Origin of the sequence: Pseudomonas sp. TH08 (assembly GCF_016651275.1) — a bacterium.
GTDB lineage: Bacteria > Pseudomonadota > Gammaproteobacteria > Pseudomonadales > Pseudomonadaceae > Aquipseudomonas.
Window position 1 is genome coordinate 1969332 of the sequence record NZ_JAEKEE010000001.1, and the last position, 25847, is coordinate 1995178.

General features: G+C 60.5%; 26 protein-coding genes. 8 read left to right on the forward strand and 18 right to left on the reverse strand.

From position 1 onward, the window contains the following. Window positions 1-45: 45 nt before the first annotated feature. The 3 genes from JFT91_RS09005 to JFT91_RS09015 all read left to right on the forward strand — a co-directional run bounded on the left by JFT91_RS09005 (window position 46) and on the right by JFT91_RS09015 (window position 1960). The gene (locus tag JFT91_RS09005; RefSeq protein WP_201232145.1) at window positions 46-684 is read left to right on the forward strand and encodes an FMN-dependent NADH-azoreductase; all 639 of its coding nucleotides are present in this window, start codon (window positions 46-48) and stop codon (window positions 682-684) included. After that, window positions 685-990 carry a DMT family transporter gene (locus JFT91_RS09010; RefSeq protein WP_201232146.1) on the forward strand — a complete coding sequence of 102 codons (306 nt, stop codon included), beginning with the start codon at window positions 685-687 and terminating at the stop codon, window positions 988-990. 91 nt (window positions 991-1081) lie between these two features. Further along, complete coding sequence (locus tag JFT91_RS09015; protein WP_201232147.1) at window positions 1082-1960, forward strand: esterase/lipase family protein; 879 nt, start codon at window positions 1082-1084, stop codon at window positions 1958-1960. Between the two features lie 122 nt (window positions 1961-2082). Here the strand turns inward: JFT91_RS09015 and JFT91_RS09020 are convergent, their stop codons facing one another. Continuing rightward, entirely contained in the window at window positions 2083-2970 is an 888-nt protein-coding gene (locus JFT91_RS09020; protein WP_201232148.1) for a DMT family transporter, read from the reverse strand. A gap of 96 nt (window positions 2971-3066) precedes the next feature. Here JFT91_RS09020 and JFT91_RS09025 point away from each other — a divergent pair, with 96 nt between their 5' ends. The 3 genes from JFT91_RS09025 to JFT91_RS09035 all read left to right on the forward strand — a co-directional run bounded on the left by JFT91_RS09025 (window position 3067) and on the right by JFT91_RS09035 (window position 5447). After that, window positions 3067-3861: an AraC family transcriptional regulator gene (locus JFT91_RS09025; protein WP_201232149.1), complete on the forward strand. Its 795-nt coding sequence runs from the start codon at window positions 3067-3069 to the stop codon at window positions 3859-3861. Window positions 3862-3924: 63 nt separating this feature from the next. Further along, a complete protein-coding gene (locus JFT91_RS09030) occupies window positions 3925-4230 on the forward strand; it encodes a PsiF family protein (RefSeq protein ID WP_025111807.1) in 306 nt (101 codons plus the stop codon). Window positions 4231-4433: 203 nt separating this feature from the next. Beyond that, window positions 4434-5447, forward strand: a complete 1014-nt coding sequence (locus tag JFT91_RS09035) for an AI-2E family transporter (protein WP_201230346.1) — start codon at window positions 4434-4436, stop codon at window positions 5445-5447. Window positions 5448-5590: 143 nt separating this feature from the next. On the opposite strand, the gene JFT91_RS09040 is transcribed toward JFT91_RS09035, so the two are convergent. Then, window positions 5591-6865: an Hsp70 family protein gene (locus JFT91_RS09040; RefSeq protein ID WP_201232150.1), complete on the reverse strand. Its 1275-nt coding sequence runs from the start codon at window positions 6863-6865 to the stop codon at window positions 5591-5593. A 290-nt stretch (window positions 6866-7155) separates the two neighbouring features. On the opposite strand from JFT91_RS09040, the gene JFT91_RS09045 reads away from it, so the two are divergent. Continuing rightward, window positions 7156-8106 carry a DnaJ C-terminal domain-containing protein gene (locus JFT91_RS09045; RefSeq protein ID WP_201230358.1) on the forward strand — a complete coding sequence of 317 codons (951 nt, stop codon included), beginning with the start codon at window positions 7156-7158 and terminating at the stop codon, window positions 8104-8106. A gap of 23 nt (window positions 8107-8129) precedes the next feature. Further along, a complete protein-coding gene (locus JFT91_RS09050) occupies window positions 8130-8435 on the forward strand; it encodes a chaperone modulator CbpM (protein ID WP_201232151.1) in 306 nt (101 codons plus the stop codon). 167 nt (window positions 8436-8602) lie between these two features. Here JFT91_RS09050 and ureC read toward each other — a convergent pair whose 3' ends face one another. From ureC to JFT91_RS09130, 16 genes are all read right to left on the reverse strand, one after another. Beyond that, window positions 8603-10303, reverse strand: coding sequence for an urease subunit alpha (gene ureC / locus JFT91_RS09055; RefSeq protein ID WP_201232152.1), 1701 nt, complete (start codon window positions 10301-10303; stop codon window positions 8603-8605). Window positions 10304-10463: 160 nt separating this feature from the next. Further along, entirely contained in the window at window positions 10464-10772 is a 309-nt protein-coding gene (locus tag JFT91_RS09060) for an urease subunit beta (protein ID WP_201230374.1), read from the reverse strand. After that, window positions 10769-11305: a GNAT family N-acetyltransferase gene (locus JFT91_RS09065; protein WP_201232153.1), complete on the reverse strand. Its 537-nt coding sequence runs from the start codon at window positions 11303-11305 to the stop codon at window positions 10769-10771. Before JFT91_RS09065 ends, JFT91_RS09060 begins: the two co-directional genes overlap by 4 nt. A 5-nt stretch (window positions 11306-11310) precedes the next feature. Next, on the reverse strand, window positions 11311-11844 hold the full coding sequence (locus JFT91_RS09070; protein ID WP_201232154.1) for a GNAT family N-acetyltransferase: 534 nt from the start codon (window positions 11842-11844) through the stop codon (window positions 11311-11313). A gap of 9 nt (window positions 11845-11853) precedes the next feature. Next, the gene (ureA, locus tag JFT91_RS09075; protein ID WP_007915951.1) at window positions 11854-12156 is read right to left on the reverse strand and encodes an urease subunit gamma; all 303 of its coding nucleotides are present in this window, start codon (window positions 12154-12156) and stop codon (window positions 11854-11856) included. Between the two features lie 147 nt (window positions 12157-12303). Beyond that, window positions 12304-13143, reverse strand: a complete 840-nt coding sequence (locus tag JFT91_RS09080; protein WP_201232155.1) for an urease accessory protein UreD — start codon at window positions 13141-13143, stop codon at window positions 12304-12306. A gap of 43 nt (window positions 13144-13186) precedes the next feature. Next, window positions 13187-13885 (reverse strand): urea ABC transporter ATP-binding subunit UrtE, encoded by a 699-nt coding sequence (gene urtE / locus JFT91_RS09085; protein ID WP_053116875.1) that lies wholly within the window; start codon window positions 13883-13885, stop codon window positions 13187-13189. Window positions 13886-14025: 140 nt separating this feature from the next. Then, entirely contained in the window at window positions 14026-14895 is an 870-nt protein-coding gene (gene urtD / locus JFT91_RS09090; protein WP_007918913.1) for an urea ABC transporter ATP-binding protein UrtD, read from the reverse strand. Next, window positions 14892-15971 (reverse strand): urea ABC transporter permease subunit UrtC, encoded by a 1080-nt coding sequence (urtC, locus tag JFT91_RS09095; protein WP_201232156.1) that lies wholly within the window; start codon window positions 15969-15971, stop codon window positions 14892-14894. The genes urtD and urtC overlap by 4 nt, the downstream gene beginning before the upstream one ends. Beyond that, window positions 15971-17473, reverse strand: coding sequence for an urea ABC transporter permease subunit UrtB (gene urtB / locus JFT91_RS09100; RefSeq protein ID WP_201232157.1), 1503 nt, complete (start codon window positions 17471-17473; stop codon window positions 15971-15973). Before urtB ends, urtC begins: the two co-directional genes overlap by 1 nt. 237 nt (window positions 17474-17710) lie before the next feature. Beyond that, a complete protein-coding gene (gene urtA, locus JFT91_RS09105) occupies window positions 17711-18976 on the reverse strand; it encodes an urea ABC transporter substrate-binding protein (RefSeq protein WP_201230385.1) in 1266 nt (421 codons plus the stop codon). Between the two features lie 227 nt (window positions 18977-19203). Beyond that, a complete protein-coding gene (locus JFT91_RS09110; protein ID WP_201232158.1) occupies window positions 19204-20214 on the reverse strand; it encodes a FecCD family ABC transporter permease in 1011 nt (336 codons plus the stop codon). Then, the gene (locus JFT91_RS09115; RefSeq protein ID WP_201232159.1) at window positions 20211-21158 is read right to left on the reverse strand and encodes an ABC transporter substrate-binding protein; all 948 of its coding nucleotides are present in this window, start codon (window positions 21156-21158) and stop codon (window positions 20211-20213) included. Before JFT91_RS09115 ends, JFT91_RS09110 begins: the two co-directional genes overlap by 4 nt. Continuing rightward, entirely contained in the window at window positions 21155-21943 is a 789-nt protein-coding gene (locus tag JFT91_RS09120) for an ABC transporter ATP-binding protein (RefSeq protein ID WP_201232160.1), read from the reverse strand. Before JFT91_RS09120 ends, JFT91_RS09115 begins: the two co-directional genes overlap by 4 nt. Window positions 21944-22114: 171 nt before the next feature. Beyond that, window positions 22115-24241 carry a TonB-dependent receptor gene (locus JFT91_RS09125; protein ID WP_201232161.1) on the reverse strand — a complete coding sequence of 709 codons (2127 nt, stop codon included), beginning with the start codon at window positions 24239-24241 and terminating at the stop codon, window positions 22115-22117. Between the two features lie 149 nt (window positions 24242-24390). Next, window positions 24391-25770: a PepSY-associated TM helix domain-containing protein gene (locus JFT91_RS09130; RefSeq protein WP_201232162.1), complete on the reverse strand. Its 1380-nt coding sequence runs from the start codon at window positions 25768-25770 to the stop codon at window positions 24391-24393. Between the last annotated feature and the right edge of the window lie 77 nt (window positions 25771-25847).

Consider the following 25847-nt stretch of genomic DNA (forward strand, 5'->3'; position numbering starts at 1 on the left):
TCTGCAGCCACACAGCAGCCCAAGTCTAGTCCCAAGGAGTTTCAGATGAGCAAGATTCTTGTGATCCATGCCAGCCCACGCGGTGACCGTTCGCACTCACGGCGCCTCGCGGAAAGTTTTCTCCGTGCCTGGCAGGCGCGCCATCCACAAGCACAAGTCACCCGCCGTGAAGTCGGGCGGGCGCTGATCCCGGCAGTCAACGAGGCTTTCGTAGCGGCGGCGTTTCACTCGGAGCCCGAAGCCCGGTCGCTGTCGATGCAAGCCGATCTGGCGCTCAGCGATCAACTGGTCAACGAATTGCTCGACAACGACCTGCTGCTGATTTCCACGCCGATGTACAACTTCAGCGTGCCCAGCGGCCTCAAGGCCTGGGTCGATCAGATCGTGCGGCTGGGTCTGACTTTCGATCACACGCTGGACAACGGGATCGCCCAGTACACGCCGCTGTTGCGGGGCAAGAAAGCCTTGATCGTCACCAGTCGCGGCGGCTTCGGTTTCGGTCCGGGTGGTGAGCTGGAAGCGCTGAACCACGCCGATCCATGGCTGCGTACCGCGCTGGGTTTCGTCGGCATCAATGACGTTACGGTGGTCGCGGCCGAGGGCGAAGAGTCTGCCGAGCGCACCTTTGCGGTGTCGGTGGCCGAGGCCGAGCAGCGCTTGCTCGACCTCGCCCGGGAGTTCTAGATGGCCTGGTTGTTCCTGCTGATCGCTGCGGGGTTCGAGGTGACTTTTGCGATGGGCATGAAGTACGCCGAAGGCTTCACTCGGCCGTGGCCTTCGCTGATCACCGTGATCGCGGCAGTCGGCGGGATCTGGTTCCTGACCCTGGCCATGCGTGATTTGCCGGTTAGCATCGCTTATCCGATCTGGACCGCCATTGGCTCGCTGGGCACGGTGTTTCTCGGCTTTGCCCTGCTTGGCGAGAGCCTGACGCTGGTCAAACTGCTGTCGGTCGGCCTGATTGTGGCGGGGGTGGTGGGGCTGAAGTAGGCTGCTCATCGAGTTGTCATCATCAGCAGGGATGCTTGGCGGGGGTTTTGCAGGCCTTGCCTCTATTCACCGAACTTAAGGATGTCTGCTCATGTCGACGCGTTATCCGCTGGTGCTGGTGCCGGGCATGCTCGGGTTTATCCGGCTGGTGCTCTATCCCTACTGGTTCGGGATCATCAAGGCGTTGCGCCGAGCGGGTGCAACGGTGATTGCCGTGCAGGTGTCGCCGCTCAATTCGACTGAAGTGCGTGGCGAGCAATTGCTCGCGCGCATCGATGAGATTCTGCGCGAGACCGGCGCGCAGAAGGTCAATCTGTTCGGCCACAGCCAAGGCTCACTGACAGCGCGGTATGCGGCGGCGAAACGGCCGGATCTGATCGCTTCGGTGACTTCGGTCGCCGGGCCCAATCATGGCTCGGAGCTGGCCGATTATCTGCAAAAACATTATCCGGCGGACAGCGCCAAAGGACGCATTCTCGCCGCGCTGTTGCGTTTTGTCGGGTGGCTGATGGCTTTACTCGAAACCGGTTATCACGGGCCGAAACTGCCGGTGGATATCCATGCATCGCACCAATCGCTGACCAGCGCTGGCGTGGCGCTGTTCAACCAGCGTTATCCACAGGGATTGCCTGAAACCTGGGGCGGGCACGGGCCGGAGGAGGTCGGCGGCGTGCGCTATTACTCGTGGTCGGGGACATTGCAGCCAGGCAAGACGGATCGCGGCGGCAATCTGTTTGACGGGACGAATCGCAGCTGTCGCTTGTTTGCGAAAACGTTTGTGCGTGAGCCGGGGCAGTGTGACGGGATGGTCGGGCGTTTTAGCTCGCATCTGGGGACCGTGATCGGTGATGACTATCCGCTGGATCACTTCGACATCGTCAACCAATCGTTGGGGTTGGTGGGGAGGGGGGCGGACCCGCTGCGATTGTTTGTCGAGCATGCGGCGCGCCTCAAGGCTGCCGGCCTTTAAATGGCTTCTGTGGTGAGGGGATTTATCCCCGATGGGCTGCGCAGCAGCCCCACTCTTAACTTCAACAGCGGGGGACGCTTCGCGCCCCATCGGGGATAAATCCCCTCACCACAGTGCCAGCATCAGGCGATGCTTGGTCTGCGGCCCAACACGGTCGTCCAGCGCTCGGAAAGAATCACCCCACCCAAGGTCAGCAAGCCGCCGACCAGGTGGTACATCGCCAGTTGTTCTTTAAGCACCACAGCGGCAATCAGCGCGGTAATCAACGGCAGCAAATTGAAGAACAGCGTTGTCCGGCTCGGCCCCAAACGCTGCACTGCCTGCATCCACGCCAACGGCGCGAGCATCGAGGCCAGCAGGCACGCGTACAACACCAGCGGAATATTCTGCACGGTCAAACCGGTTTTCGGCGAAGCGGCATACAGCGGAAACAATACGACAATCGCTACCAGCACCTGCAAATACAGCAACACCAGCGGGGGCAAGCGCAGCTGCCATTTTTTCAACAGGGTGCTGTAGATGGCATAGGCCAAGGTCGCGATCAGCATCATCGCATCACCCAGGTTGACGCCGTGTTGCAGCAATGCGCCAAGGCTGCCGGACGACACCACCACCAGCACTCCGGCGAAGGACAGTACCGCGCCGACCAGCGCCCCGGCGGTCAGGCGCTGACCGAGGCTGATGATCGCCATGGCCAGCGACATCAACGGCATCAGCGACAGAATGATGCCCATGTTGGTGGCGGTGGTCAGCGTTGCGGCGAAGTAGGCAAGGCTTTGATAGACCGCCATCCCGAGCACGCCGAGAATGAAAATCCTGCCCAGATTCGGGCGAATCTGCGGCCAGTGCGCGATCACCGCTTTGAGCATGAACGGGGTAAACAGCAACCCGGCGAGCAGCCAGCGGTAAAAGCCGATCTCGGCCGGGAAAATTGCACCGACCGCGAGTTTGTTGATCACGGTGTTGCCGGCCCAGATAAAAATCGCCAGCAGCGGAAAAGCGTATTGCATGCGTTGGAACCAGTACGTTGATGAAGCGCAATTATCCCTTGTCTGGATGCAGGCCTATACTTCGAACCGGACAACCTGCCTCTGAAACCGGACAGCATGAACAGCAAACACATCGATCTGCTGGATTTCAGCGAACTGCCATCGGCGGTGTACTTTCGCTACGCCGACTTCAACGCCCACGAATTCGCCGCACCGCACCGCCACCCGTGGGGCACGCTGGAGTATGCGGCACATGGCGTGTTGCACATGGACGTCGACGGCAGCCGCTTCATGTCGCCGCCACAATATGCGGTATGGGTGCCGCCACAGATCGAACACAGTTTCTACAGTCATCAACCCGTCAATTATCGCGCGGTGTGTCTGGATGCCAAGGTCTGTGCCGATTTGCCCGCCCGCGCCTGCACGCTGGCGATCAGCGACATTCTCAAGGCGATTCTCAAGGATTTCGCCGCGCGCGACGTGAAGATTCCCCAACTGGATGCCGATCAGCGATTAGCGCAGGTGCTGGTCGATCAATTGCAGCAGGCGCCGGTGCACGAATGTTATCTGCCCTATGCGAGCAGTTCGGGTTTGCTGACGATCCTTGAATCCTTGCAAGCCGAGCCGGGCAACAATCAGCCGTTGGCGCATTGGGCGGCGCAGGTGCATGTCAGTGAACGCACGCTGGCACGGCAGTTTTTGCGGGAGTTGGGCATGAGTTTTGGCGAGTGGCGTCAGCGTTTGCGCTATCTCGCGGCGATCGAAGCATTGGAGGGTCAGCGCAGCGTTCAGGAGATCGCCTTCGATCTCGGTTACAGCAGCGGTTCAGCCTTTATCGCCATGTTTCAACGCCAGGCGGGCTGCACACCGGAGCAGTACCGCCGCAGCCACCTCGAAGGCAGGAAGGTGTAACAAGATTTGGCTACACTCCTGCAGAGGCCGCATCCATCGGTGCGGCGACAAGGAGAAAACTCCATGAAGATGTTGCGTGTGCCTTTGTTGATGATTGGTTTGCTCCTGTGTTCCCAGGGTTTCGCCGCCACGGCGCAACAGAACAAGATGACTACCTGCAATGCCGATGCGACCGCCAAGAGCCTCAAGGGCGATGAGCGCAAAACCTTCATGAGCACGTGTCTCAAGGCAGCGCCGGCGGCCAACGATGCCAAGACCCTGACTCCGCAGCAGGAGAAAATGAAAACGTGCAACGCCGATGCGAAAACCAAAGCCCTGACTGGCGATGCGCGCAAAACCTTCATGAGTGATTGCCTGAAGAAAAAGTGATTCCCTGATCTTGTGGTGAGCCTGCCGGCTTCATCGCGAGCAGGCTCACTCCTACAGGGGAACGCATTTCAAGTGTAGGAGTGAGCCTGCTCGCGATGGCGGCGGCTAGAGTGCCGCCAATCTCAAACACTGCATATACCTAGTGCTCGCCCCGGAACGCTGGCAGACTGCCAATCCTTCTACGCCGTTCGTTTTGAGGCTGTATGCCAACGTTTTCTGAGCGTCATGTTGTGTTCTGGGTCAGTTGCATCATCATTTTCGGCGGTTTGCTGCTGGTGCTGCCGCTGCGCTTGCTGCCGAGCCTGCTGGCTGGCTTGCTGGTGTTCGAACTGGTCAACATGCTCACCCCGCAACTGCAACGGCTGATCGAAGGTCGCCGCGCACGTTGGTTGGCGGTAGCGCTGCTGGGTACGCTGGTGGTGAGTGTGCTGGCGCTGATCTTTGCCGGAGCCATCAGTTTCCTCTTGCACGAAGCGGAAAATCCCGGTGCCTCACTCGATAAATTCATGGGCGTGGTTGATCGTGCGCGCGGACAATTGCCGCCATTCATCGACGCTTATCTACCGGCCAGTGCCGGTGAATTCCGCGTCGCGATTGGCGAATGGCTGAGCAAGCATCTCTCCGAGTTGCAACTGGTCGGCAAGGATGCGGCGCACATGTTCGTGACGCTGCTGATCGGCATGGTGCTCGGTGCAATCATCGCCCTGCAGCGCGTGCCGGACGTGACCAAGCGCAAACCGCTGGCGGCGGCGCTGTTCGACCGTTTGCACCTGCTGGTTCAAGCGTTCCGCAATATCGTTTTTGCGCAGATCAAGATCGCCCTGCTCAACACCTTCTTCACCGGGATCTTCCTCGCGGTGATCCTGCCGATGTTCGGCGTGAAGCTGCCGTTGACCAAAACCCTGATCGTATTGACCTTCCTGCTCGGTCTGCTGCCAGTGATCGGCAACCTGATTTCCAACACGCTGATCACCATCGTCGGCCTGTCGCTGTCGATCTGGGTGGCGGTGGCGGCGTTGGGGTATCTGATCGTTATCCACAAGCTCGAATACTTCCTCAATGCGCGCATTGTCGGCGGGCAGATCAGTGCCAAGTCGTGGGAGTTGCTGCTGGCGATGCTGGTGTTCGAGGCCGCGTTCGGCTTGCCGGGGGTGGTGGCGGGGCCGATTTATTACGCGTATCTGAAGAGTGAGTTGAAGCTGGGCGGGATGGTGTAAGGCTCGGGGATGTGTGGCAGGTCATGACTGTGGCGAGGGGATTTATCCCCGATGGGTCGCGAAGCGGCCCCTCTCTTGATGTAAAGGGCTGGGCCTGCTGCGCAGTCCATCGGGGATAAATCCCCTCGCCACAGAGATTGTGATCAGGCCATCGAACCGTAGCGTTTCATCGCTTCAATCGCCAAGCCGCTACCAATGCTGCCGAAGATGTTCCCTTCAACATGCCGCGCATTCGGCAGCATTGCCGAGACGCTGTTACGCAGCGCCGGAATGCCGCTCGAACCGCCGGTGAAGAACACCGTATCGACCTGATCGACCGCCACACCGGCATCGTTCAACAGTTGCGTAACGCTGCCACGCACCCGCTCCAGCAGCGCATCAATTGCCGATTCGAACAGCGCTCGGCTCAGTTCTACACTCAAGCCGGCCTCGATCCGATCCAATGGCACATGGCGGCTGTCGGTGTGGGTCAGCTGGATTTTGGTCTCTTCTACTTCCATCGCCAGCCAGTGGCCGGCACGCTGTTCGATCAACTTGAACAGGCGATCGATGCCGCCAGTGTCTTCGATGTCGTAACGCATGCTGCCCAGCGCCAGGCTGGATTTCTGCGAGTACACCGAGTTGATGGTGTGCCAGGTCGCCAGGTTCATGTGGTGGCTGGTCGGCATGTAGGCGCCGCTCTTCATGCGGCTGCCGTAGCCGAACAGCGGCATCAGGCCTTGCAGGCTCAGTTGCTTGTCGAAGTCGGTCCCGCCGATGTGCACACCGCCGGTGGCGAGGATGTCGTCGTGACGGTTGTCGTGCATGCGACGCTCGGGCGACAGGCGCACCAGCGAGAAGTCGGACGTACCACCGCCGATGTCGACGATCAGCACCAGCTCTTCTTTCTCGATGGTCGACTCGTAGTCGAAGGCCGCCGCAATCGGTTCGTATTGGAACGAGACTTCCTTGAAACCGATCTTCTTCGCCACATCGACCAAGGTGTCTTCGGCTTCCTGGTCAGCCAGCGGATCGTCATCGACGAAGAACACCGGGCGACCGAGCACCACTTGCTCGAATTCCCGACCGGCGGCGGTTTCGGCGCGGCTCTTCAACTGGCCGATGAACAGGCCGAGCAAGTCCTTGAACGGCATCGCCGTACCGAGAACGCTGGTGTCGTGCTTGATCAGCTTGGAACCGAGCAGGCTTTTCAACGAGCGCATCAGGCGGCCTTCGTAGCCTTCCAGATACTCGTGCAGCGCCAGACGACCGTAAACCGGGCGGCGTTCCTCGATGTTGAAGAAGACCACCGACGGCAGGGTGATCTTGTCGTCTTCCAGCGCGATCATCGTTTCCATGCCGGGGCGCAGCCAGCCGACGGTGGAGTTGGACGTGCCGAAGTCGATGCCGCAGGCACGGGCTGGAGAGGCGTCTTTCATGTCTTTCGGTTCCGGTCAAAAAACGGCCGCGCAGTGTATGTCAGTGCGCGCCAGAATCGAAGGCCGGTCATCTGCTATTTCGCGACTAAACTGGTTGAAAATCGCAGCTTCGCCCCAAACTTGCTGGCATGGGCCGGCAGAACCACCGGCGGTCACAAGAACCGTCGTCCACTGCCGATAAACTTCTGCTGCGCCACCCGGTCACAACCTTGAGATCGGTCAACCTGGCACGCGCGAATCGGCGCATGCTGGCATCGGCGCGAAATCGATAACGGATGGTGATTCCTTCAATGGACTTCAAAGACTATTACAAGATACTCGGCGTGGAGCCGACAGCAGACGATAAGGCGATCAAAGCGGCCTATCGCAAGCTGGCGCGCAAATACCACCCCGACGTCAGCAAGGAAAAAGACGCCGAGGAGAAATTCAAGGACGCGTCGGAAGCCTATGAAGCGCTGAAAAGCGCCGACAAACGCGCCGAATACGACGAGCTGCGTCGTTATGGCCAGCACGGTCAGCCGTTCCAGGGGCCTCCGGGCTGGCAGAGCCGTGGCGGCTTTGGTGGCGGTGGTCAGGACACCGGCGACTTCTCGGACTTCTTCAGTTCGATCTTTGGCAATCGCGGCCCCGGTTTCGGTGGCGGCGAGGGTCGGCAACAACGCAGTGCAGGGCGCCGAGGGCAAGACGTGGAAATGGAACTGCCGATCTTCCTCGAGGAAACGCTCTCGAACGAATCGAAGAAGGTCACCTTCCAGGTGCCTCAATACAACGCCAACGGCCAGCACGTCAGCAACACCAGCAAGAGCCTGAACGTGAAGATCCCGGCGGGCGTGACGGACGGCGAGCGCATTCGCCTCAAAGGCCAGGGCGCACCGGGCGTGGGTGGCGGGGCAAATGGCGATCTGTACCTGACCATTCGGTTTGCGCCGCACCCGAAATTCGACGTCGAAGGCGACAACCTGATCATCACGCTGCCGCTGGCACCGTGGGAGCTGGCGCTGGGCACCGAAGTGGCCGTGCCGACGCTGACTGGCAAGATCAACCTCAAAGTGCCAGCCGGCAGTCAGAACGGCCAGCGCATGCGCGCCAAAGGGCACGGTCTGAAAAACAAGGCTGGCGAGCGTGGTTACCTGTTCGTGCAGCTCAAGGCCGTGATGCCGAAAGCGTCCGACGACGAGGTCAAGGCGCTGTGGCAGGAACTGGCAAAAAAAGCCGCCTTCAATCCGCGAGAGAACTTCTAAATTCGGCGACGGAGTAGCCCATCATGAGCAGCCCCCTGATCGTTCAACTGGACTTGGCAGAATTCTGTGAGGCGGCCGATTTGTCGGACGTCTACGTGATCGAAATCGTCGAACACGGCATCCTCGAACCTCAGGGCGCGCAGCCCCGGGAATGGCGTTTCACCGATTACGAACTGGCCCTGGCCAAGCGCGCCGCGAAGCTGCGGCGCGATCTGGATCTGGAGTGGGAAGGCGTCGCGCTGGCGCTGGATTTGCTGGAAGAGGTGCGCGAACTGCGTGCTGAAAACCTCATGTTGCGCCAGCGATTGGGGCGGCTGGTGGTTGAGTAGTCCGTCTGAAGGTTTTGTGGGGGCTGATCTGGCCCTATCGCGAGCAGGCTCACTCCTACACTGGATCGGCGTACGCAGGCTCTTGTAGGAGTGAGCCTGCTCGCGATGAACGCTGACGCGGTATGACAGACAGAAAAGCAAAAGGCCCCGAGGGGCCTTTTTTGTTGTCAGAACAAAAAGTACCGCTGCGCCATCGGCAGTGTTTCTGCGGGTTCACACCAGAGCAATACACCGTCGGCCTTGACCTGATAAGTCTGCGGGTCGACGTCGATGTTTGGCAGGTAATCGTTGTGAATCAAATCGGTTTTCTGCACGTCGCGGCAACCTTTGACCACAGCGATTTTCTTTTTCAGCCCCAGCGCTTCGGGCAACCCGGCCTCGGCTGCCGCCTGGCTGATGAAGGTCAGGCTGGTGGCGTGCAGCGAGCCACCGTAACTGGCGAACATCGGGCGGTAGTGCACCGGTTGCGGTGTCGGGATCGAGGCGTTGGCGTCACCCATCAGGCTGGCGGCAATGGCGCCGCCCTTGAGAATCATCGTCGGTTTTACACCAAAAAACGCCGGACGCCAGAGCACCAGATCCGCCCACTTGCCGACTTCGATCGAACCGACTTCATGGCTGATGCCATGGGTGATTGCCGGGTTGATCGTGTACTTGGCGATGTAGCGTTTGGCGCGGAAGTTGTCGTTGCCTTCGCCGTCCTGCGGCAGCGGGCCGCGCTGCTTTTTCATCTTGTCGGCAGTCTGCCAGGTGCGCGTGATGACTTCGCCGACGCGGCCCATGGCCTGGCTGTCGGAGCTGATCATCGAGAACGCGCCGAGGTCGTGAAGAATGTCCTCAGCGGCAATCGTTTCGCGGCGAATACGGCTTTCGGCGAACGCAACGTCTTCGGCGATGCTCGGGTCGAGGTGGTGGCAGACCATCAGCATGTCGAGGTGTTCGTCGATGGTGTTACGGGTGAACGGTCGCGTCGGGTTAGTCGAGCTCGGCAACACGTTGGGGAAACCACAGGCCTTGATGATGTCCGGTGCGTGACCGCCGCCGGCGCCTTCGGTGTGATAGGTGTGGATGGTGCGGCCCTTGAACGCGCCGAGGGTGGTTTCGACAAAGCCGGACTCGTTGAGCGTGTCGGTGTGGATCGCTACCTGCACATCGAACTGATCCGCAACGTTTAGGCAGTTGTCGATGCTTGCCGGGGTGGTGCCCCAGTCTTCGTGCAACTTGAGGCCGATGGCGCCGGCCTTTACCTGCTCGATCAATGGCTCCGGCAGGCTGGCGTTGCCCTTGCCGGTGAGCCCGATGTTCATCGGGAAGGCATCGGCGGCCTGGAGCATGCGCGCCAGATGCCACGGGCCGGAAGTGCAGGTAGTGGCGTTGGTGCCGGTGGCCGGGCCGGTGCCGCCGCCGATCATGGTGGTGACGCCGCTCATCAGCGCTTCTTCGATCTGCTGTGGGCAGATGAAGTGGATGTGCGTATCGATGCCGCCGGCGGTGAGGATCATGCCTTCGCCGGCGATCACTTCGGTGCTGGCGCCAATGGCGATGGTCACGTTCGGTTGCACGTCGGGGTTGCCGGCCTTGCCGATCGCGGCAATGCGGCCGTCCTTGAGGCCGACGTCGGCCTTGACGATGCCCCAGTGGTCGATGATCAGCGCGTTGGTGATCAGCGTGTCGACGACTTCGGCGGCGAGCAGTTGGCTCTGGCCCTGACCGTCGCGAATCACTTTACCGCCCCCGAATTTCACTTCTTCGCCGTAGGTGGTGAAGTCTTTTTCGACTTCGATCCACAACTCGGTGTCGGCCAGGCGCACCTTGTCGCCGACGGTGGGGCCGAACATGTCGGCGTAGGCTTGTCTTGAGATTTTCATGTGCTTGCCTTGGGATTCAATTGTTTTTGAGACCGCTCGCATAGCTCGCTATCGCAGCCTCGCTGCGCTCGACAGCTCCTACAGTCAGTGATCGGCTCAAGACTGTATGACCTCTGTAGGAGCTGCCGAAGGCTGCGATCTTTTTGGGTTCACATCGGTGTCAATCGAGCTCACCCATGATCCTGCCGGCAAAGCCGAAAACTCGCCGATGCCCGGCGTAATCCACCAGCTCAACCTCGCGGCTCTGCCCCGGCTCGAAACGCACCGCCGTGCCCGCCGGAATATTCAGGCGCATTCCGCGGCTGGCCGCGCGATCGAAGGTCAGTGCGTCGTTGGTCTCGAAAAAGTGATAGTGCGACCCCACCTGAATCGGCCGGTCGCCGCTGTTGGCGACTTTCAGGCTGATAGTGCGGCGATCGACGTTGAGTTCGATGTCGCCGGGCTGGATCTGGTACTCGCCAGGAATCATCGCTGGGCTCCTTGCAGAATCTTGTAGTAGAGGGCGGTCGGCCTGTACGTGCCGGTCGGATCGCAGGCGTAATCGGGGATTTGCCCCGCGCGGGTGTAGCCCAGCGCCTTGTAGAAGTCTTCGGCCGGGGAGCCGGCTTCAGTGTCGAGGAAAAGCATGCCGCGCTTGTGCTTGGGCGCTTCGAGCTCCAGCGCGGTCATCAGTTGCTGACCGAGGCCGCGACGCCGTGCTTGTTCGCGCACCAGCAGTTTCTGCACCTCGGCACGATTGAGGCCGTTGGCTTTCTGACACAAACCCAATTGCACACTGGCCAGCACCTGTTCGTCCTTGACCACCACCCAGAGCAGCACGCTGCCTTTGTTGACGTGGTCCTGAACCTCGTCGAAATACGCGCGCGCCTGCGCAGCATCGAGGTCGGCCATGAAACCGACGCTGGCGCCATAACCCACCGCGTCGAGCAGCAGGTCGATCAGGCCCTGGCGATAGTGGGCGAAACTTTCAGCGTTGACGCGGCGCAGCTGGGCGGCGTTCATCGGTATCACTCCTTGTTGGCGTTCGGCGGCTCCGCGCCAGGGTTGAGGGGCAATTGCATGAAGGTCAGGTCGAGCCAGCGGCCGAACTTGGTGCCGACTTGCGGCATTTGCCCGGTGATGATGAAACCGGCGCGTTCATGCAGACGGATCGAAGCGGTGTTGCCGCTTTCAATGGCGGCGACCATCACGTGTTTTCCACAGGTCTTCGCCCGCTCGATCAGCGCCGTCATCAGCAGTGGGCCGAGGCCGTTGCCGCGTTGGTCGCTGCGCACATAAACCGAGTGCTCGACGGTGTGGCGAAAACCGTCGAAGGGCCGCCAGTCACCGAAAGAAGCGTAGCCGAGCACGCTGTTATCGCCGTCGACGATCACCAGAATCGGATACGCCTGGGCCTGACGGGCGCTGAACCATGCCTGGCGGTTGCCGAGGTCGACGGCTTGTTCATTCCAGATCGCCGTGGTGTTGAGCACGGCGTCGTTGTAAATGTCGCGGATCGCCGGCAGGTCGGCGTGGAGGGCATCGCGAATGGAATAGGTCATGGCGCGGCCTCAGACGATCGGTTGGTGGACGGTGACCAGTTTGGTGCCGTCGGGGAACGTCGCTTCGACCTGAATCTCCGGGATCATTTCCGGGATGCCTTCCATCACTTGTTCGCGCGAAAGCAGGGTGGTGCCGAAGTGCATCAGCTCGGCGACGGTCTGGCCGTCACGCGCGCCTTCGAGCAGCGCAGCAGAGATATAGGCCATGGCCTCCGGGTAATTGAGTTTCACGCCGCGCGCCAAACGCCGCTCGGCAACGAGGCCGGCGGTGAAGATCAGCAGCTTGTCTTTTTCGCGTGGGGTCAGGTCCATCGTTTGAAATCCATAGTCGGCAGGCAGAAGTTATCAAGTCGTTCACTGACTGTAGGAGCTGCCGAAGGCTGCGATCTTTTGATGTTGATTTTCACAAGCAAGATCAACAGATCGCAGCCTTCGGCAACTCCTACAGGGGAATGCATTTCAGGTACTCCATATTCTGGGAGATACCGCCTCACGGCCCAGCAGCACCGGCCGTAGCAAACGCCAAAGATCAATAAGCCAGGCGCGAGCGAGCAACGCTTCACTGGCAAGACACCGAGCCACCAAGAACCCCGGCAACTGGGTCAAATCCCCGCGCACGTCATGGCCCAGCGAGCGACCACGCTCGAGCAACTCAGCATCAATCTCACCGGTCACCAACAACGTCGCAAACACCGGATGGCCATCCAGCCCGATCGGCGAATCAAGCAAACCGTCACCGCCGACAATGCGCTGGCGTTCATGCCAGAGCAGTCGGCCATCGCGACGAATATCCAGGTGCGCCTGAAAATGCCCAAGGTCAAAACGCTCGCCACTGGCCGGGCGACCCAACGCCACCACGTCCCAGTAAAACAAGCGTGCATCACCTTCAAGATCAATCGATGTGCTCAGCTCAGCCTGGGCTGCGCTGTAGACGATGGTTTCCTGCGGCAGCCATTCCAGCGTCGCGCCGGCCGCCACTTTCAAGTCGAGCTTCTGATACGCCGGTCCACCGGCGCGATACCACTTGGCCGCGCCGGGGCTGGTGATCTGTGCCCATGCACCTGGTTCGACGCGGGCACTGATATCGAGACGATCACCGCCGGCAATCCCCCCCGGTGGATGGACGATGATGTGCTGGCAGACCTCGGGGCCTTCGGCGTACAAATGTTTTTGCACCCGCAGCGGGCCGAGGTGCCGGCGCATGACCGGGCGCGTGCAGTCGCCGAAACGGGCGTAAGCGAGTTCCAGCTCGGCGTGCCAGCTCGGGGTAAACAGGGCAGTGGTTAAAGGCAAATTCATATTTTTTAATTATCGTTAGGACGCTACAGATTAGATCGTAGCCTCAGATCGTGACCAGCCCGCGTACACCTTCGGCTTCCATATTTTCCCCTCGGCCCTGCTGCACGATCTCGCCCCGGGACATCACCAGATACTGATCGGCCAGTTCCGCGGCGAAATCGTAGAACTGCTCGACCAGCAAAATGGCCATATCGCCGCGTGCCGCGAGCTTCTTGATCACGGCGCCAATTTCCTTGATCACCGAGGGTTGAATGCCTTCGGTAGGCTCATCGAGGATCAGCAAGCGCGGACGACTGGCCAATGCGCGGCCGATTGCCAACTGCTGTTGCTGACCGCCGGAGAGGTCTCCGCCGCGACGCTGCTTCATTTGTAGCAGCACCGGGAACAATTCGTAGATGAAACTTGGTACTTCTTTGGCTTCACTGCCGGGAAAGCGCGACAGGCCCATCAATAGATTTTCTTCCACGGTCAGGCGGCCGAAGATTTCCCGTCCCTGCGGCACATAGGCAATTCCGGCGTGAACGCGCTGGTGCGGCTTGAATGTGGTGATGGGTTTGCCTTCCCAGTTCACCGCACCTTCTTTGGCCGGCAGCAGGCCCATCAGGCATTTGAGCAGGGTGGTCTTGCCGACGCCGTTACGGCCGAGCAGGCAGGTGACTTCACCGACCTTCACATCAAAAGACAGGCCACGCAGGATGTGGCTACCGCCGTAATACTGGTGCAGCTTGTCGACTTGCAGCATGTTCAAATTCCTTCTGTTGCACGCAAAACCCTGTGGGAGCGGGCCTGCTCGCGAATGCGCAGTGACATTCAACCTCTGCATCGCCTGACGCACCGCTTTCGCGAGCAGGCTCGCTCCCACAGGTTTTGTATTCACAAACCTTAGCGGCCGAGGTAGACCTCGATCACGCGCTCGTTTTCCTGCACCTGTTCCAGTGAGCCTTCCGCCAGCACGCTGCCCTGATGCAATACGGTGACGTGGTCGGCAATCGAGCCGACAAAACCCATGTCATGCTCCACCACCATCAGCGAATGCTTGCCGGCCAGGCTCTTGAACAGTTCCGCGGTGAACTCGGTTTCTGCATCGGTCATCCCCGCCACCGGTTCATCAAGCAGCAACAGTTGTGGATCCTGCATCAGCAACATGCCGATCTCGAGAAACTGCTTCTGTCCGTGAGAGAGCAAGCCCGCCTGACGGTTAACCGAAGTGGTCAGGCGAATCGTCTCCAGCACTTCGCTGATGCGATCCTTCTGCTCGCCACTCAACCGTGCACGCAAACTGGCCCACACCGACTTGTCGGTCTTCTGCGCCAGTTCAAGGTTTTCAAACACGCTCAGCGCCTCAAACACGGTCGGCTTCTGGAACTTGCGGCCGATCCCGGCCTGGGCGATCTGCACTTCGCTCATCTGCGTCAGATCCAGTGTTTCGCCAAACCAGGCTTTGCCGTGGCTGGGACGAGTCTTGCCGGTGATCACATCCATCAGCGTGGTTTTACCCGCGCCGTTGGGGCCGATGATGCAGCGCAATTCGCCGACGCCGATGTACAGGTTGAGATTGTTCAGCGCACGGAAGCCGTCGAAGCTCACGCTGATGTCTTCCAGGGTCAGAATCGTGCCGTGGCGGGTATCGAGGCCCGGGCCGACGCGTTGGCCGAGGCCGATCGAGTCGCGACTGGTGCCGGCGTCCTTGTTCGGCTCGACGGGGAAGAAGGCTGGCTCCAGCATGAATTCAGCGCTCGCCGTGACTCTCATTGTTCACCTCGTTTCTTCAGCAGGCCGATCACGCCTTTGGGCAAGTACAGCGTCACGACGATGAACAACGCGCCGAGGAAGAACAGCCAGTATTCCGGGAACGCCACGGTGAACCAGCTCTTCATGCCGTTGACCACGCCGGCACCGAGCAACGGCCCGATCAGTGTGCCGCGCCCGCCAAGTGCCACCCACACAGCCGCTTCGATCGAGTTGGTCGGCGACATTTCGCTTGGGTTGATGATGCCCACTTGCGGCACATACAACGCACCGGCCAAGCCACACAGCACTGCACTCAACACCCACACAAACAGCTTGAAACCGCGCGGGTCGTAGCCGCAGAACATCAAACGGTTTTCCGCATCGCGCAACGCGGTCAGCACTCGGCCGAATTTGCTCTGCGCCAGACGCCAGCCGATAAACAAACTGGCTACCAGCAGCAGTACCGTCGCCAGGAACAGCACGGCGCGAGTGCCCGGCTCGGTGATGCCGAAACCGAGAATCGTGCGGAAATTAGTGAAGCCGTTATTGCCGCCAAAGCCGGTTTCGTTGCGGAAAAACAGGAGCATGCCGGCGAAGGTCAGGGCCTGGGTCATGATCGAGAAATACACGCCTTTGATCCGCGAACGGAACGCGAAGAATCCGAACACCAACGCCAGCAAGCCCGGTGCAAGCACCACCAGACACATCGCCCAGACGAAGCTGCTGGTGCCGCTCCAGTACCATGGCAGTTCTGTCCACGACAGGAAGGTCATGAATGCTGGCAAACCATCACCGGCTGCCTGACGCATCAGGTACATGCCCATCGCATAACCGCCGAGGGCAAAGAACAGTCCGTGACCGAGGGACAGCAGACCGGCGTAACCCCAGACCAGATCCAGCGCCAGGGCGACGATGGCGTAGCACAGGATTTTGCCGACCAGCGTCAGCGTGTACGCCGAGACGTGCAGCGCACTCTCTGGCGACAACATTGACAGCAATGGCAGGGCGATCAGCAGGGCGAGAACCATCGCGCCGACCGCCATCGTGATTTTCGGCCCGGCCTTTTGCGTGGCCGTGACTAACAGAGGCTGGTTCATCAGTCGATCACCCGTCCTTTCAGTGCGAAGAGGCCTTGCGGACGTTTCTGGATAAACAGAATGATCAGCGCGAGGATCAGGATCTTACCGAGCACCGCACCGATCTGCGGCTCGAGAATCTTGTTGGCGATACCGAGGCCAAACGCCGCGAGCACGCTGCCCGCCAGTTGCCCGACGCCGCCGAGCACCACCACCAGAAACGAGTCGATGATGTAGCTCTGGCCAAGATCCGGGCCGACGTTACCGATCTGGCTCAGCGCCACACCGCCGAGGCCGGCGATGCCCGAACCGAGGCCGAAGGCGAGCATGTCCACGCGGCCCGTCGGCACGCCGCAGCAGGCGGCCATGTTGCGGTTCTGGGTGACGGCGCGAACGTTGAGGCCCAAGCGGGTTTTGTTCAGCAACAGCCACGTCAGCACGACCACGAACAAAGCGAAGGCGATGATGACGATGCGGTTGTACGGCAGCACCAGATTCGGCAGCACTTGAATGCCGCCGGACAGCCATGCCGGGTTGGCGACTTCGACGTTCTGCGCGCCAAACAGCAAGCGCACCAGTTGAATCAGCATCAGACTGATGCCCCAGGTGGCGAGCAGGGTTTCCAGTGGTCGGCCGTAAAGATGGCGAATCACCGTGCGTTCCAGCGCCATGCCGATAGCTGCCGTGACAAAAAACGCTACCGGCAATGCGATCAGCGGGTAGAACTCGATGGCCTGCGGTGCGTAGCGCTGGAACATCAGCTGCACGACGTACGTCGAGTAGGCGCCGAGCATCAGCATCTCGCCGTGGGCCATGTTGATCACGCCGAGCAGGCCGAAGGTGATCGCCAGACCGAGCGCAGCCAGCAGCAGGATCGAACCGAGCGACATGCCGCTGAAGGCTTGGCCGAGGATCTCGCCGATCAGCAGTTTGCGTTTGACCTGGGCGAGGCTGGTCTCGGCGGCGGTGCGCACATTGGTATCGGTTTCGACGCCAGGTTCGAGCAAACCTTCGAGGCGCGTACGTGCCAGTGGATCGCCGGTTTCGCCAAGCAGACGCACAGCGGCGAGGCGCACGGCCGGGTCCGTGTCGACCAGTTGCAGATTGGCCAGGGCCAGGCTCAGCGCGGCGTGGACGTTTTCATCTTTTTCACCGGCGAGTTGCTGGTCGAGGAATTTCAGCTGCGCGGGTTTCGCGCTTTTCTGCAATTGCTGCGCGGCAGTCAGACGGATTTTGGCGTCGGCGGCGAGCAATTGGTGGCTGGCCATGGCGGTGTCGATCAGACCCCGCAGGCGATTGTTCAGGCGCAGGGTTTTGGCTTGGCCGTCGACAGTCAGTTCGCCTTGTTGCAGGGCGTTGATCAGTTCGATACGGGCCGGATCGGGCTGCGCGGCCCAGGCTTCGAGCAGTTTGGCCTGTTGCACGGGATTGGCCGTGACGAAGTCTTCGGCATCGCCGGCGTGGACGGCCATCGGCAGCAACAGTGCGATGGCGATGAGAAAGCGGTGTATGGCAGTGGGCATAGTCAGTCGCCTTGACGCGGACATTGTGGGAGCGAGCCTTTGTGGGGAGGGGATTTATCCCCGATCGGCTGCGAAGCAGTCGCAAAATCAGTCGATGCGATCAATCTGAGACACCGCGACTGCTGGATTTGGGGCTGCTACGCAACCCATCGGGGATAAATCCCCTCGCCACAAAGGCTCGCTCCTACAGGGGATTGTGTCGGACTGAAAAAACGTATCAGTCCGACAGCCAGTGGCTCAGTTGCTCTTCACTGCATAATCCGGCTTCTTGTCGTTGCCATCGATAAACGGGCTCCACGGCTGCGCACGGATCGGCCCTTCGGTCTGCCACACCACGTTGAACTGACCATCGGCCTGAATCTCGCCGATCATCACCGGCTTGTGCAGGTGGTGGTTGGTCTTGTCCATGGTCAGCGTGTAGCCCGACGGTGCGGCAAAGGTCTGGCCGGCGAGGGCTTCGCGGACTTTGTCGACGTCTGTCGACTTGGCTTTCTCGACCGCTTGCGCCCACATGTGGATGCCGACATACGTGGCTTCCATCGGGTCGTTGGTCACGGCTTTGTCAGCGCCCGGCAGGTTGTGTTTCTTCGCGTAGGCTTTCCAGTCAGCGACGAATTTTTTGTTCTGTGGGTTCTCCACCGACTCAAAGTAGTTCCACGCCGCGAGGTTGCCCACCAGCGGTTTGGTGTCGATGCCGCGCAGTTCTTCTTCACCCACCGAGAACGCCACCACCGGAACGTCAGTGGCTTTCAGGCCCTGGTTGGCCAGCTCTTTATAGAACGGCACGTTGGAGTCGCCGTTGACGGTGGAGATAACGGCTGTCTTGCCGCCGGCCGAGAATTTCTTGATGTTGGCGACGATGGTTTGATAGTCGCTGTGGCCGAACGGTGTGTAGACCTCTTCGATGTCCTTGTCGGCCACGCCTTTGGAATGCAGGAACGAGCGCAAAATCTTGTTGGTGGTGCGCGGGTAGACGTAGTCGGTGCCGAGCAGGAAGTAGCGTTTGGCGCTGCCACCTTCTTCGCTCATCAGGTATTCAACCGCCGGGATCGCTTGCTGGTTTGGCGCGGCGCCGGTGTAAAAGACGTTCGGCGACATCTCTTCGCCTTCGTATTGCACCGGGTAGAACAGCAGGCCGTTGAGTTCTTCGAACACCGGCAGCACCGATTTACGCGACACCGACGTCCAGCAGCCGAACACCACGGCAACCTTGTCCTGAGTCAGCAACTGCCGGCCCTTCTCCGCGAACAGCGGCCAGTTCGACGCCGGGTCGACTACCACCGGTTCGAGCATCTTGCCGTTCACACCGCCCTTGGCGTTGATCTCGTCGATGGTCATCAGCGCCATGTCTTTGAGCGACGTTTCGGAGATCGCCATGGTGCCGGACAACGAATGCAGAATCCCCACCTTGATGGTCTCGGCGGCCTGGACAGTCCAGGTCATGCCCATCGCGGCAATGGATGCCGTGAGTGTGAAAGCCTTGATCAAACTGCGACGCTTCATTGTGCGATCTCCATGAACGTTAAAGTTTTTTATGGTTGGCAGATGCGGACGACTGAAGGTGTGTTTTGCAAGGGCTGTGCCCGGTCGGGGATGGGCAGGAAAATGTCGATTTAGAGCGGTCGCGGCTGTAGACGATGCACCATGAAGGAACGCTGCTGGCGCGTTGGTGCAGGTGGCCGCGCCAGATTGGGGCGCAACCGATCCCTGTAGGAGGGAGAGGGTGTGGCTTAGCGGCGGCGCATCAGGCCGATGAAAAACAGACCACCGATGGCGGCGGTGGCGACGCCGATGGGCAGGTCTTCGGGGGCGATCATTGTGCGGGCGGCGACGTCGACCCAGATCAGAAACACACTGCCCAGCAATACGCACGCTGGCAGCAATCGCCGATGTTCAGCGCCGACCAGACGCCGGGCAATGTGCGGCACCATCAGCCCGACAAAACCGATCGAACCGCTGATCGACACCAGCACACCGGTCATCAGCGAGGCGATGACAAAGACCCGCAAGCGCACCGAGCGAGCATTCAGGCCGAGGGTGACGGCTGTCTGCTCGCCGGCCATCAACGCGTTCAACGGACGGGCCATGCCCAGCAGCAAGAGCAATCCGAGCAGCACGCTCGCTGCCGGCACCGCCAGCAACTCCCAGCGTGCCAGCCCGAGGCCGCCGAGCATCCAGAACATCACCGCTGAACTGGCGCGATGGTCGCCCATGAACAACAGCAGATTGGCGATCGCCATCATCACGAACGACACCGCCACACCGCACAGCAACAGGCGGTCACTGTCGAGCCGGCCATGTCGACTGGCAATCGCCAGCACCACCAACATGCTCAGCAAGGCGCCGATGAATGCGGCAATCGGCAAGGTCAGCAGGCCGATGATTTCACCGACGTGCAACACCACGATCACCGCGCCCAATGTCGCCCCTGATGTCACGCCAAGCAAATGAGGATCGGCCAGAGGATTGCGCGTCACCGCTTGCAGCACCGCGCCGATCAGCGCCAGTCCGGCGCCCACCAGCGCGCCAAGCAACATGCGCGGCACGCGGATCAGCCAGACGATGTGTTCCTGCCCGGCGCTCCAGTCGACCTCGCCAATGCCAAAAGCCTTGTGCAGTAAAATCCGCCACACCACGTCCACCGGCACCCGCGCGGGGCCGAAGCCGAGCGACACCACGCACGACACCAGCAACACGGCGCCGAGGGCGATCAGCAACAGGGTGTAGCGACGGTTGATCATTCGCCGTGGAAACCTTTGGCCAGTGTTTCCACCGCCAGCACGTTGTCGATCCCCGGTGTGGCCTGCACATACGGAATGACGATGAAGCGCTGGTTCTTGATCGCGTCCACCGATTGCAGAGCTTTGTTCTTCAGCAGAAATTCAATCTTCTGTTCGGCGGTGATTTCGCTGTAGTCGACGATCACGATGACTTGCGGATTGTGCTCGACCACGGTCTCCCAGTTGACCCGGGTCCAGCTCGCGTCGACGTCGTCGAGAATATTGCGCCCGCCAGCAGCATCGATCAGCGCCTGCGGCATGCCGAGGCGGCCGGAGGTCATGGCGCGGTCTTCGCCGCTGTCGTAGAGGAAAACCCGCGGCTTGTCGGCGGGCAGGTCTTTGCGCACTGCGGTGACTTGCGCCTGCATCCGGGCGATCAGCGCATTGGCGCGATCCTGCACGTCGAAGATTTTGCCGAGGTTGCGCAGGTCGTTGTAGGTGTCGTCCAGCGTCGCCGCCGGGCGCTTTATCACGAACGCGCAGGACTCGGTCAATTCATACACATTGATGCCCAGCGGTTGCAGGGTTTGCGGGGTGAGGTCGCCGCCGACGCGCATGCCGTAATCCCAGCCGGCGAAGAAGAAATCGACGTTGGCGTTGAGCAGGGTTTCCACCGACGGATATTTCGCCGCCAGCTCCGGCAAGCCGTCGAGCAGCGATTGCATTTCGGGTGTCACCGACTTCCAGCCACTGACGCCGCTGTACCCGGCCATGCGTGGTTTGAGGCCAAGGGCGAGCATCATCTGGGTCATGTTGATGTCGTGGCTGACCGCGTGCTTCGGTGCTTCCTTGAAGGTCACTTCGCGGTTGCAGCTTTGAATGGTCAGCGGGTATTTCGTGGCCTCGGCCAAGGCTTGGGCGCTGCACAACAGAAGAGCGACGCAAAGCAGGGAACGCAGATTCATGGGCGGGTTATCCAGGTGATTCGCGGGTAGCCGTGGAGGGGGTGGGAATCGATCAATGCATTGACGCCGAAGACGTCGCGCAGCAGTTCTTCGGTGAGGACTTCCTGGGGCGTACCGCTGGCGACGATGCGGCCATGATTGATGACATACAAACGGTCGCAGAACGCGGCGGCCAGGTTCAGGTCGTGGATGCTCGCGAGGGTACCGATTTTCAGGCGTTTGACCAGTTGCAACAGTTCGAGCTGATAGCGCGGGTCGAGGTGATTGGTTGGCTCGTCAAGGATCAACAGTTGCGGTTGCTGGGTCAGGGCGCGGGCCAGGATCACCCGCTGTTTTTCACCGCCCGAAAGGGTGGCGAACGCATGGTCTTCGAAGCCTTCGAGGCCAACCGACTGGAGGGCTTGGGTGGCCAGGTGCCGGTCTTCGACCGTGTCGCTGTCGAATAACCTTTTGTGTGGCGTACGGCCCATGGCGACGACTTCTTCGACGGTCAGGCCGAAGGCGTCGGGGAACTCCTGCAAGACCACGGCAATGTGCTGTGCGCACCAGCGTGAGGATTGCTTCCAGACGTTGTGATGATCGAGTTTGACCTCACCGTGTTCCGGTTGACTGAAGCGGTATGCGCAACGCAGCAGACTGGTTTTGCCGCTGCCGTTGGGGCCGATCAGCCCGACGAACTCACCGGCGCCGACCTGCAACGAGGCGTCACGCAGCAGGAACTGGTGATGACAGTGGCCGTGGCCCAAGGGCGTCCAGGCGAGGTTGGCGAGGGTCAGTGAGGTCATTACTTTCCTGATTTCAGTAAATCATTTGTGGCGAGGGGATTTATCCCCGATCGGCGTCGAAGCCGTCGTAAATCGATGAATACGGTCTTCTGATAAACCGTGATTACAGGTTTGGGACCGCTGCGCGGTCCATCGGGGATAAATCCCCTCGCCACAAGAGTGTTTCCGCTTTTAAAAAGTGTAATCAGCGGTGACGAAGAATGACCTCGGCTCGCCGAGGATCCACTGCTGGCCCTCATTGTATTGGCTTTGCGCGTATTGGCGGTCAAACAGATTGTTCACCTGCAAGCCCAGCGTGGTGTTGCGCAAGGCTTGCCACGACAGCGTCGCATCGACCACGGTGTAGCTCGGCAGCTCGTTGCGGCTGGCCATGTCGGCGTAACGCGCATCGACGTAACGTACGCCCGCACCGGCCCTCAGGTCTTCAGTGATGGTTTTGTTCAGCCACAGATTCGCCGTGCGACGCGGCACGTCCACCGGCCGGTTGCCGTTATACGACAGCGTCTGACCGTTCTCCACCGCAGAGAAATCGTCGTACTTGGCCTTCACAATGGCTGCGTTGGCTTGCAGTTGCCAGGCGTGTGGCAGTTGCAGCTCAAGGCTGGCTTCCAGGCCATTGGACGATTGCTGGCCGACCTGCTGCTTGAGCGTCGGGTTGCCCGGATCATCGGTCAGCAACTTCTTTTTAACGATGCGGTAGGCCGCCAACGTGAACTCGCCGCGCTGATCCCAGAACAATTGCTTCATGCCGATTTCAGTCTGGCGCGCCGTCGACAGATCGTACTGCTGCTGGCTCGGGCTCAGGGAAATCAAACCACCGATACCGTCGGTGCTGGTCGCCACCTGGCCATAAAACGAAGTCTCTGGCGTCAAGGCAAACACCAGCCCGGCCTTCCAGTTGTTGCCGGTCAGGGTCTTGTCGCTCCGGCTGTCGTCGACCAGATTGTTGCGATCCACATGCACGTAGTCACGTCGCACGCCGGTCACCAGCGACCAGCGCTCGCTCAGTTGCGTGCGGTTTTCGGCGAACACTGACATCTGCTTGGTGGTGCTGTCGAATTGATCGCGATACCGATTGGCGCTTTCGAAATAGCCGGTATGCGGGTGGTACAGATCCAGCGGCTGGCCGTTCGGCAAGACGTCGTTGAACGGTGAGTTGCTGTCGAGCTGGAAGCGGATGCGGTTGTAGTCGACGCCGGTCACGGTCTGGCTGTCGAGGCCGAACAGCGAGTGTTTGAAGGTAAAGGTCTGACGGTCGCCGACCTGTTCCTGTTTATGGCCGATACCGAAGTAGCCGCTGCGGCTCAGTTGTTGTGTATCGCGATCGAAGTTGTAGTTTTCGGCGTTCTGCCAGCGCCGTTGCGCCTTGAGGTAATACAGCTCGTTGCTGGCGCTGAGCGCATCGTTGATCTGCCAGTCGCTGGTCAGGCGCGTCCATTGGTCGTTGTAGTGCTGCTTGTCGTCGCGCACGTTGTAGTTCTTGTTGCGCAGGCTGTCCTTGAGTTGGCCATTGATCAGCGGTGTGCCGAAGTAGTTTTGCGGGCGCTGATCGCCGTAATCGTGGGCGAGGGTAAACGCCAGATCGTCAGTGGCCTGCCAGCGCAGGGCGGCGCTGATGAAATCGCTGGACGATTCGCCGTGATCGATCCAGCCGTTGCTGCGCAGGCGATTGAGGTTGAGGCGATAGCTCAGGGTGTCAGTCAGCGAACCGCCGCTGTCGAACGCTTGCTGCTGACGGTCATGGGAGCCGTAGCCGACGCGCACATGGTTTTCGATCTCGCCACTGAACGGCTTCTTCGGGATCACGTTGACCACCGCGCCGGTCGCACCTTCGCCGTACAGCACCGAGGCCGGGCCGCGCAGCACATCGACGCGCTCCACCGACCAGGTGTCGACCGGAAACGTGACGGTGCCCATGCCGCTGTACAGTCGGTTGCCGTCATACAACTGCATCACCGAACTCTGCCCGGTAAAACCGCGCGCCTGCAACGACGTGCCGCCATCGCCCGGTGTGCCGGTGCGACTAATGCCGGTGCTGCGCGATACGGCGTCCTGCACGCTTAGATCGCCACGGGCGCGGACCTGCTCGCCGCTGAGGCTTTCGACGCTGGCCGGGGTTTCCATGGCCGTCAGGTTCAGGCGCGACCCGGCGCTGGTCGGCGTGGTCAGGCTGACGGTTTCCTCGTCAACGGCCGGCGCAGTGATGTTGCCGGTGGGCAGCGTCAGCGGGGTGCTTTCGGCGTGGGCGCTGTTGTTCAGGGCGAACAGGCAGAGGCTGGACAAGAGGTACTTGTTCATCGGGGGCGTGGATCGCTTCATCAAAAGAAAGCCCGCAGCTTTTGGCTGCGGGCAGAATGGCAAATTCGAGTTATACAGTAACACTAAAAATTACCGGCTTATAAGCCCGGCAGTTTATAGAGCTGTCTAAATCGCGCATCTCGCCTGCTTCATGATGAAGTTGAGGCAGATTCAGGTTGCCGACCCAAGCGCGACAGCAGCAGTCGATCCAGCAACCACACCACCACCAGCGAAGCCCCCACCAGCGGAAAAATCACCGCCAGCGCCAGCATGATCACCACGCCGGTTTTCCATTTCGGCAAGTCATGACGCAGCGGTGGCACGCCGAATTTGCCCTGTGGCCGACGCTTCCACCAGATCAACACGCCGCTGACGGCGCTGAGCAGAATCATCAGGCAGATCAGCAGCACGACGATCTGGTTGAAGGTGCCGAACATCTTGCCTTCGTGGAGCATCACGCCGATTTCGGTGGCGCGAGCCACGCTGCCGTACTGCTCAAAACGCACATCGGCGAGGACTTTGCCGGTGTATTGATCAACGTGCAGGGTGGCGTCGTTACGCGGATCATCGGCGAACACGGCGATGGTGAACACGCCGGTGGCGGTGGTTGGCAGGGTGATGCTGTAACCCGGTTCAACCTTGCGCTGCGTAGCGATGTTCTGCGCGTCTTGCAGGCTGATGCCGGGCGCCGCAGGGCCTGCGTTGGCGCCGCCGTGGGCCATGTGTTCGGCATGGTCGCCGGACATCGGCATCGGCGTGTTTTCCATCGCCCATGGCACGGTCTGGCGGGTGGCGCTGTTGAGGCTGCGGGCCTCGACGTCGGAGGTCGGCACGTTGTCCCACATCGCCGCCGGGAATACGTTCCACACCTGGGCATATTGCTTGCCCCAGAATCCGGTCCAGGTCATGCCACTGAGCAACATGACCAGCAGCAATGTCGCGCCCCAGAACCCGGTGACGGCGTGCAGATCACGCCATAACACGCGCCCGCGACTGTTCAGGCGTGGCCACAGAATCCCCGCCGCCTGGCCGCGCGGCCACCACAGGAACAACCCGGATACCACCAGCACCACGCCCCAACCGGCGGCCATTTCGATGAGGCGGTCACCGACGGTGCCGATCATCAATTCACCGTGGATGGCGCGGGCGATGGCTTGCAGGTTTTGCTTGGCATCCTGCTCGCCGAGGATGTCGCCGTGGTACGGGTCGATGAACACATTCAGTTCGTGACCGGCGTTGGCTACGACAAATTGTGCACTGCGTTCGGCGTTCACTGGCGGCAGATATTGCTTCACCTGGCCTTGTGGGTAGGCGCTTTTCACCCGTTGCAACAAGTCGTCGGCCGGAATGGTGAGATGACCGGCCGGAACGTTGAGCAGGCTGCTGTACATCAGCGAATCGAGCTGCGGTTTGAACAGGTAAATGATGCCGGTCAGGGCCAGCATGACCATGAACGGGGCGACGAACAGGCCGGCGTAAAAATGCCAACGCCAGGCCAGGTTGTAGAAATTCGGTTTGGGCTTTTGCATCACGTTTGCTCCGCTTGGCTTGGATCTTCTAGTTGTCGGTTGAAACGCTGACCTGTGGCGAGGAGCTTGCTCCCGCT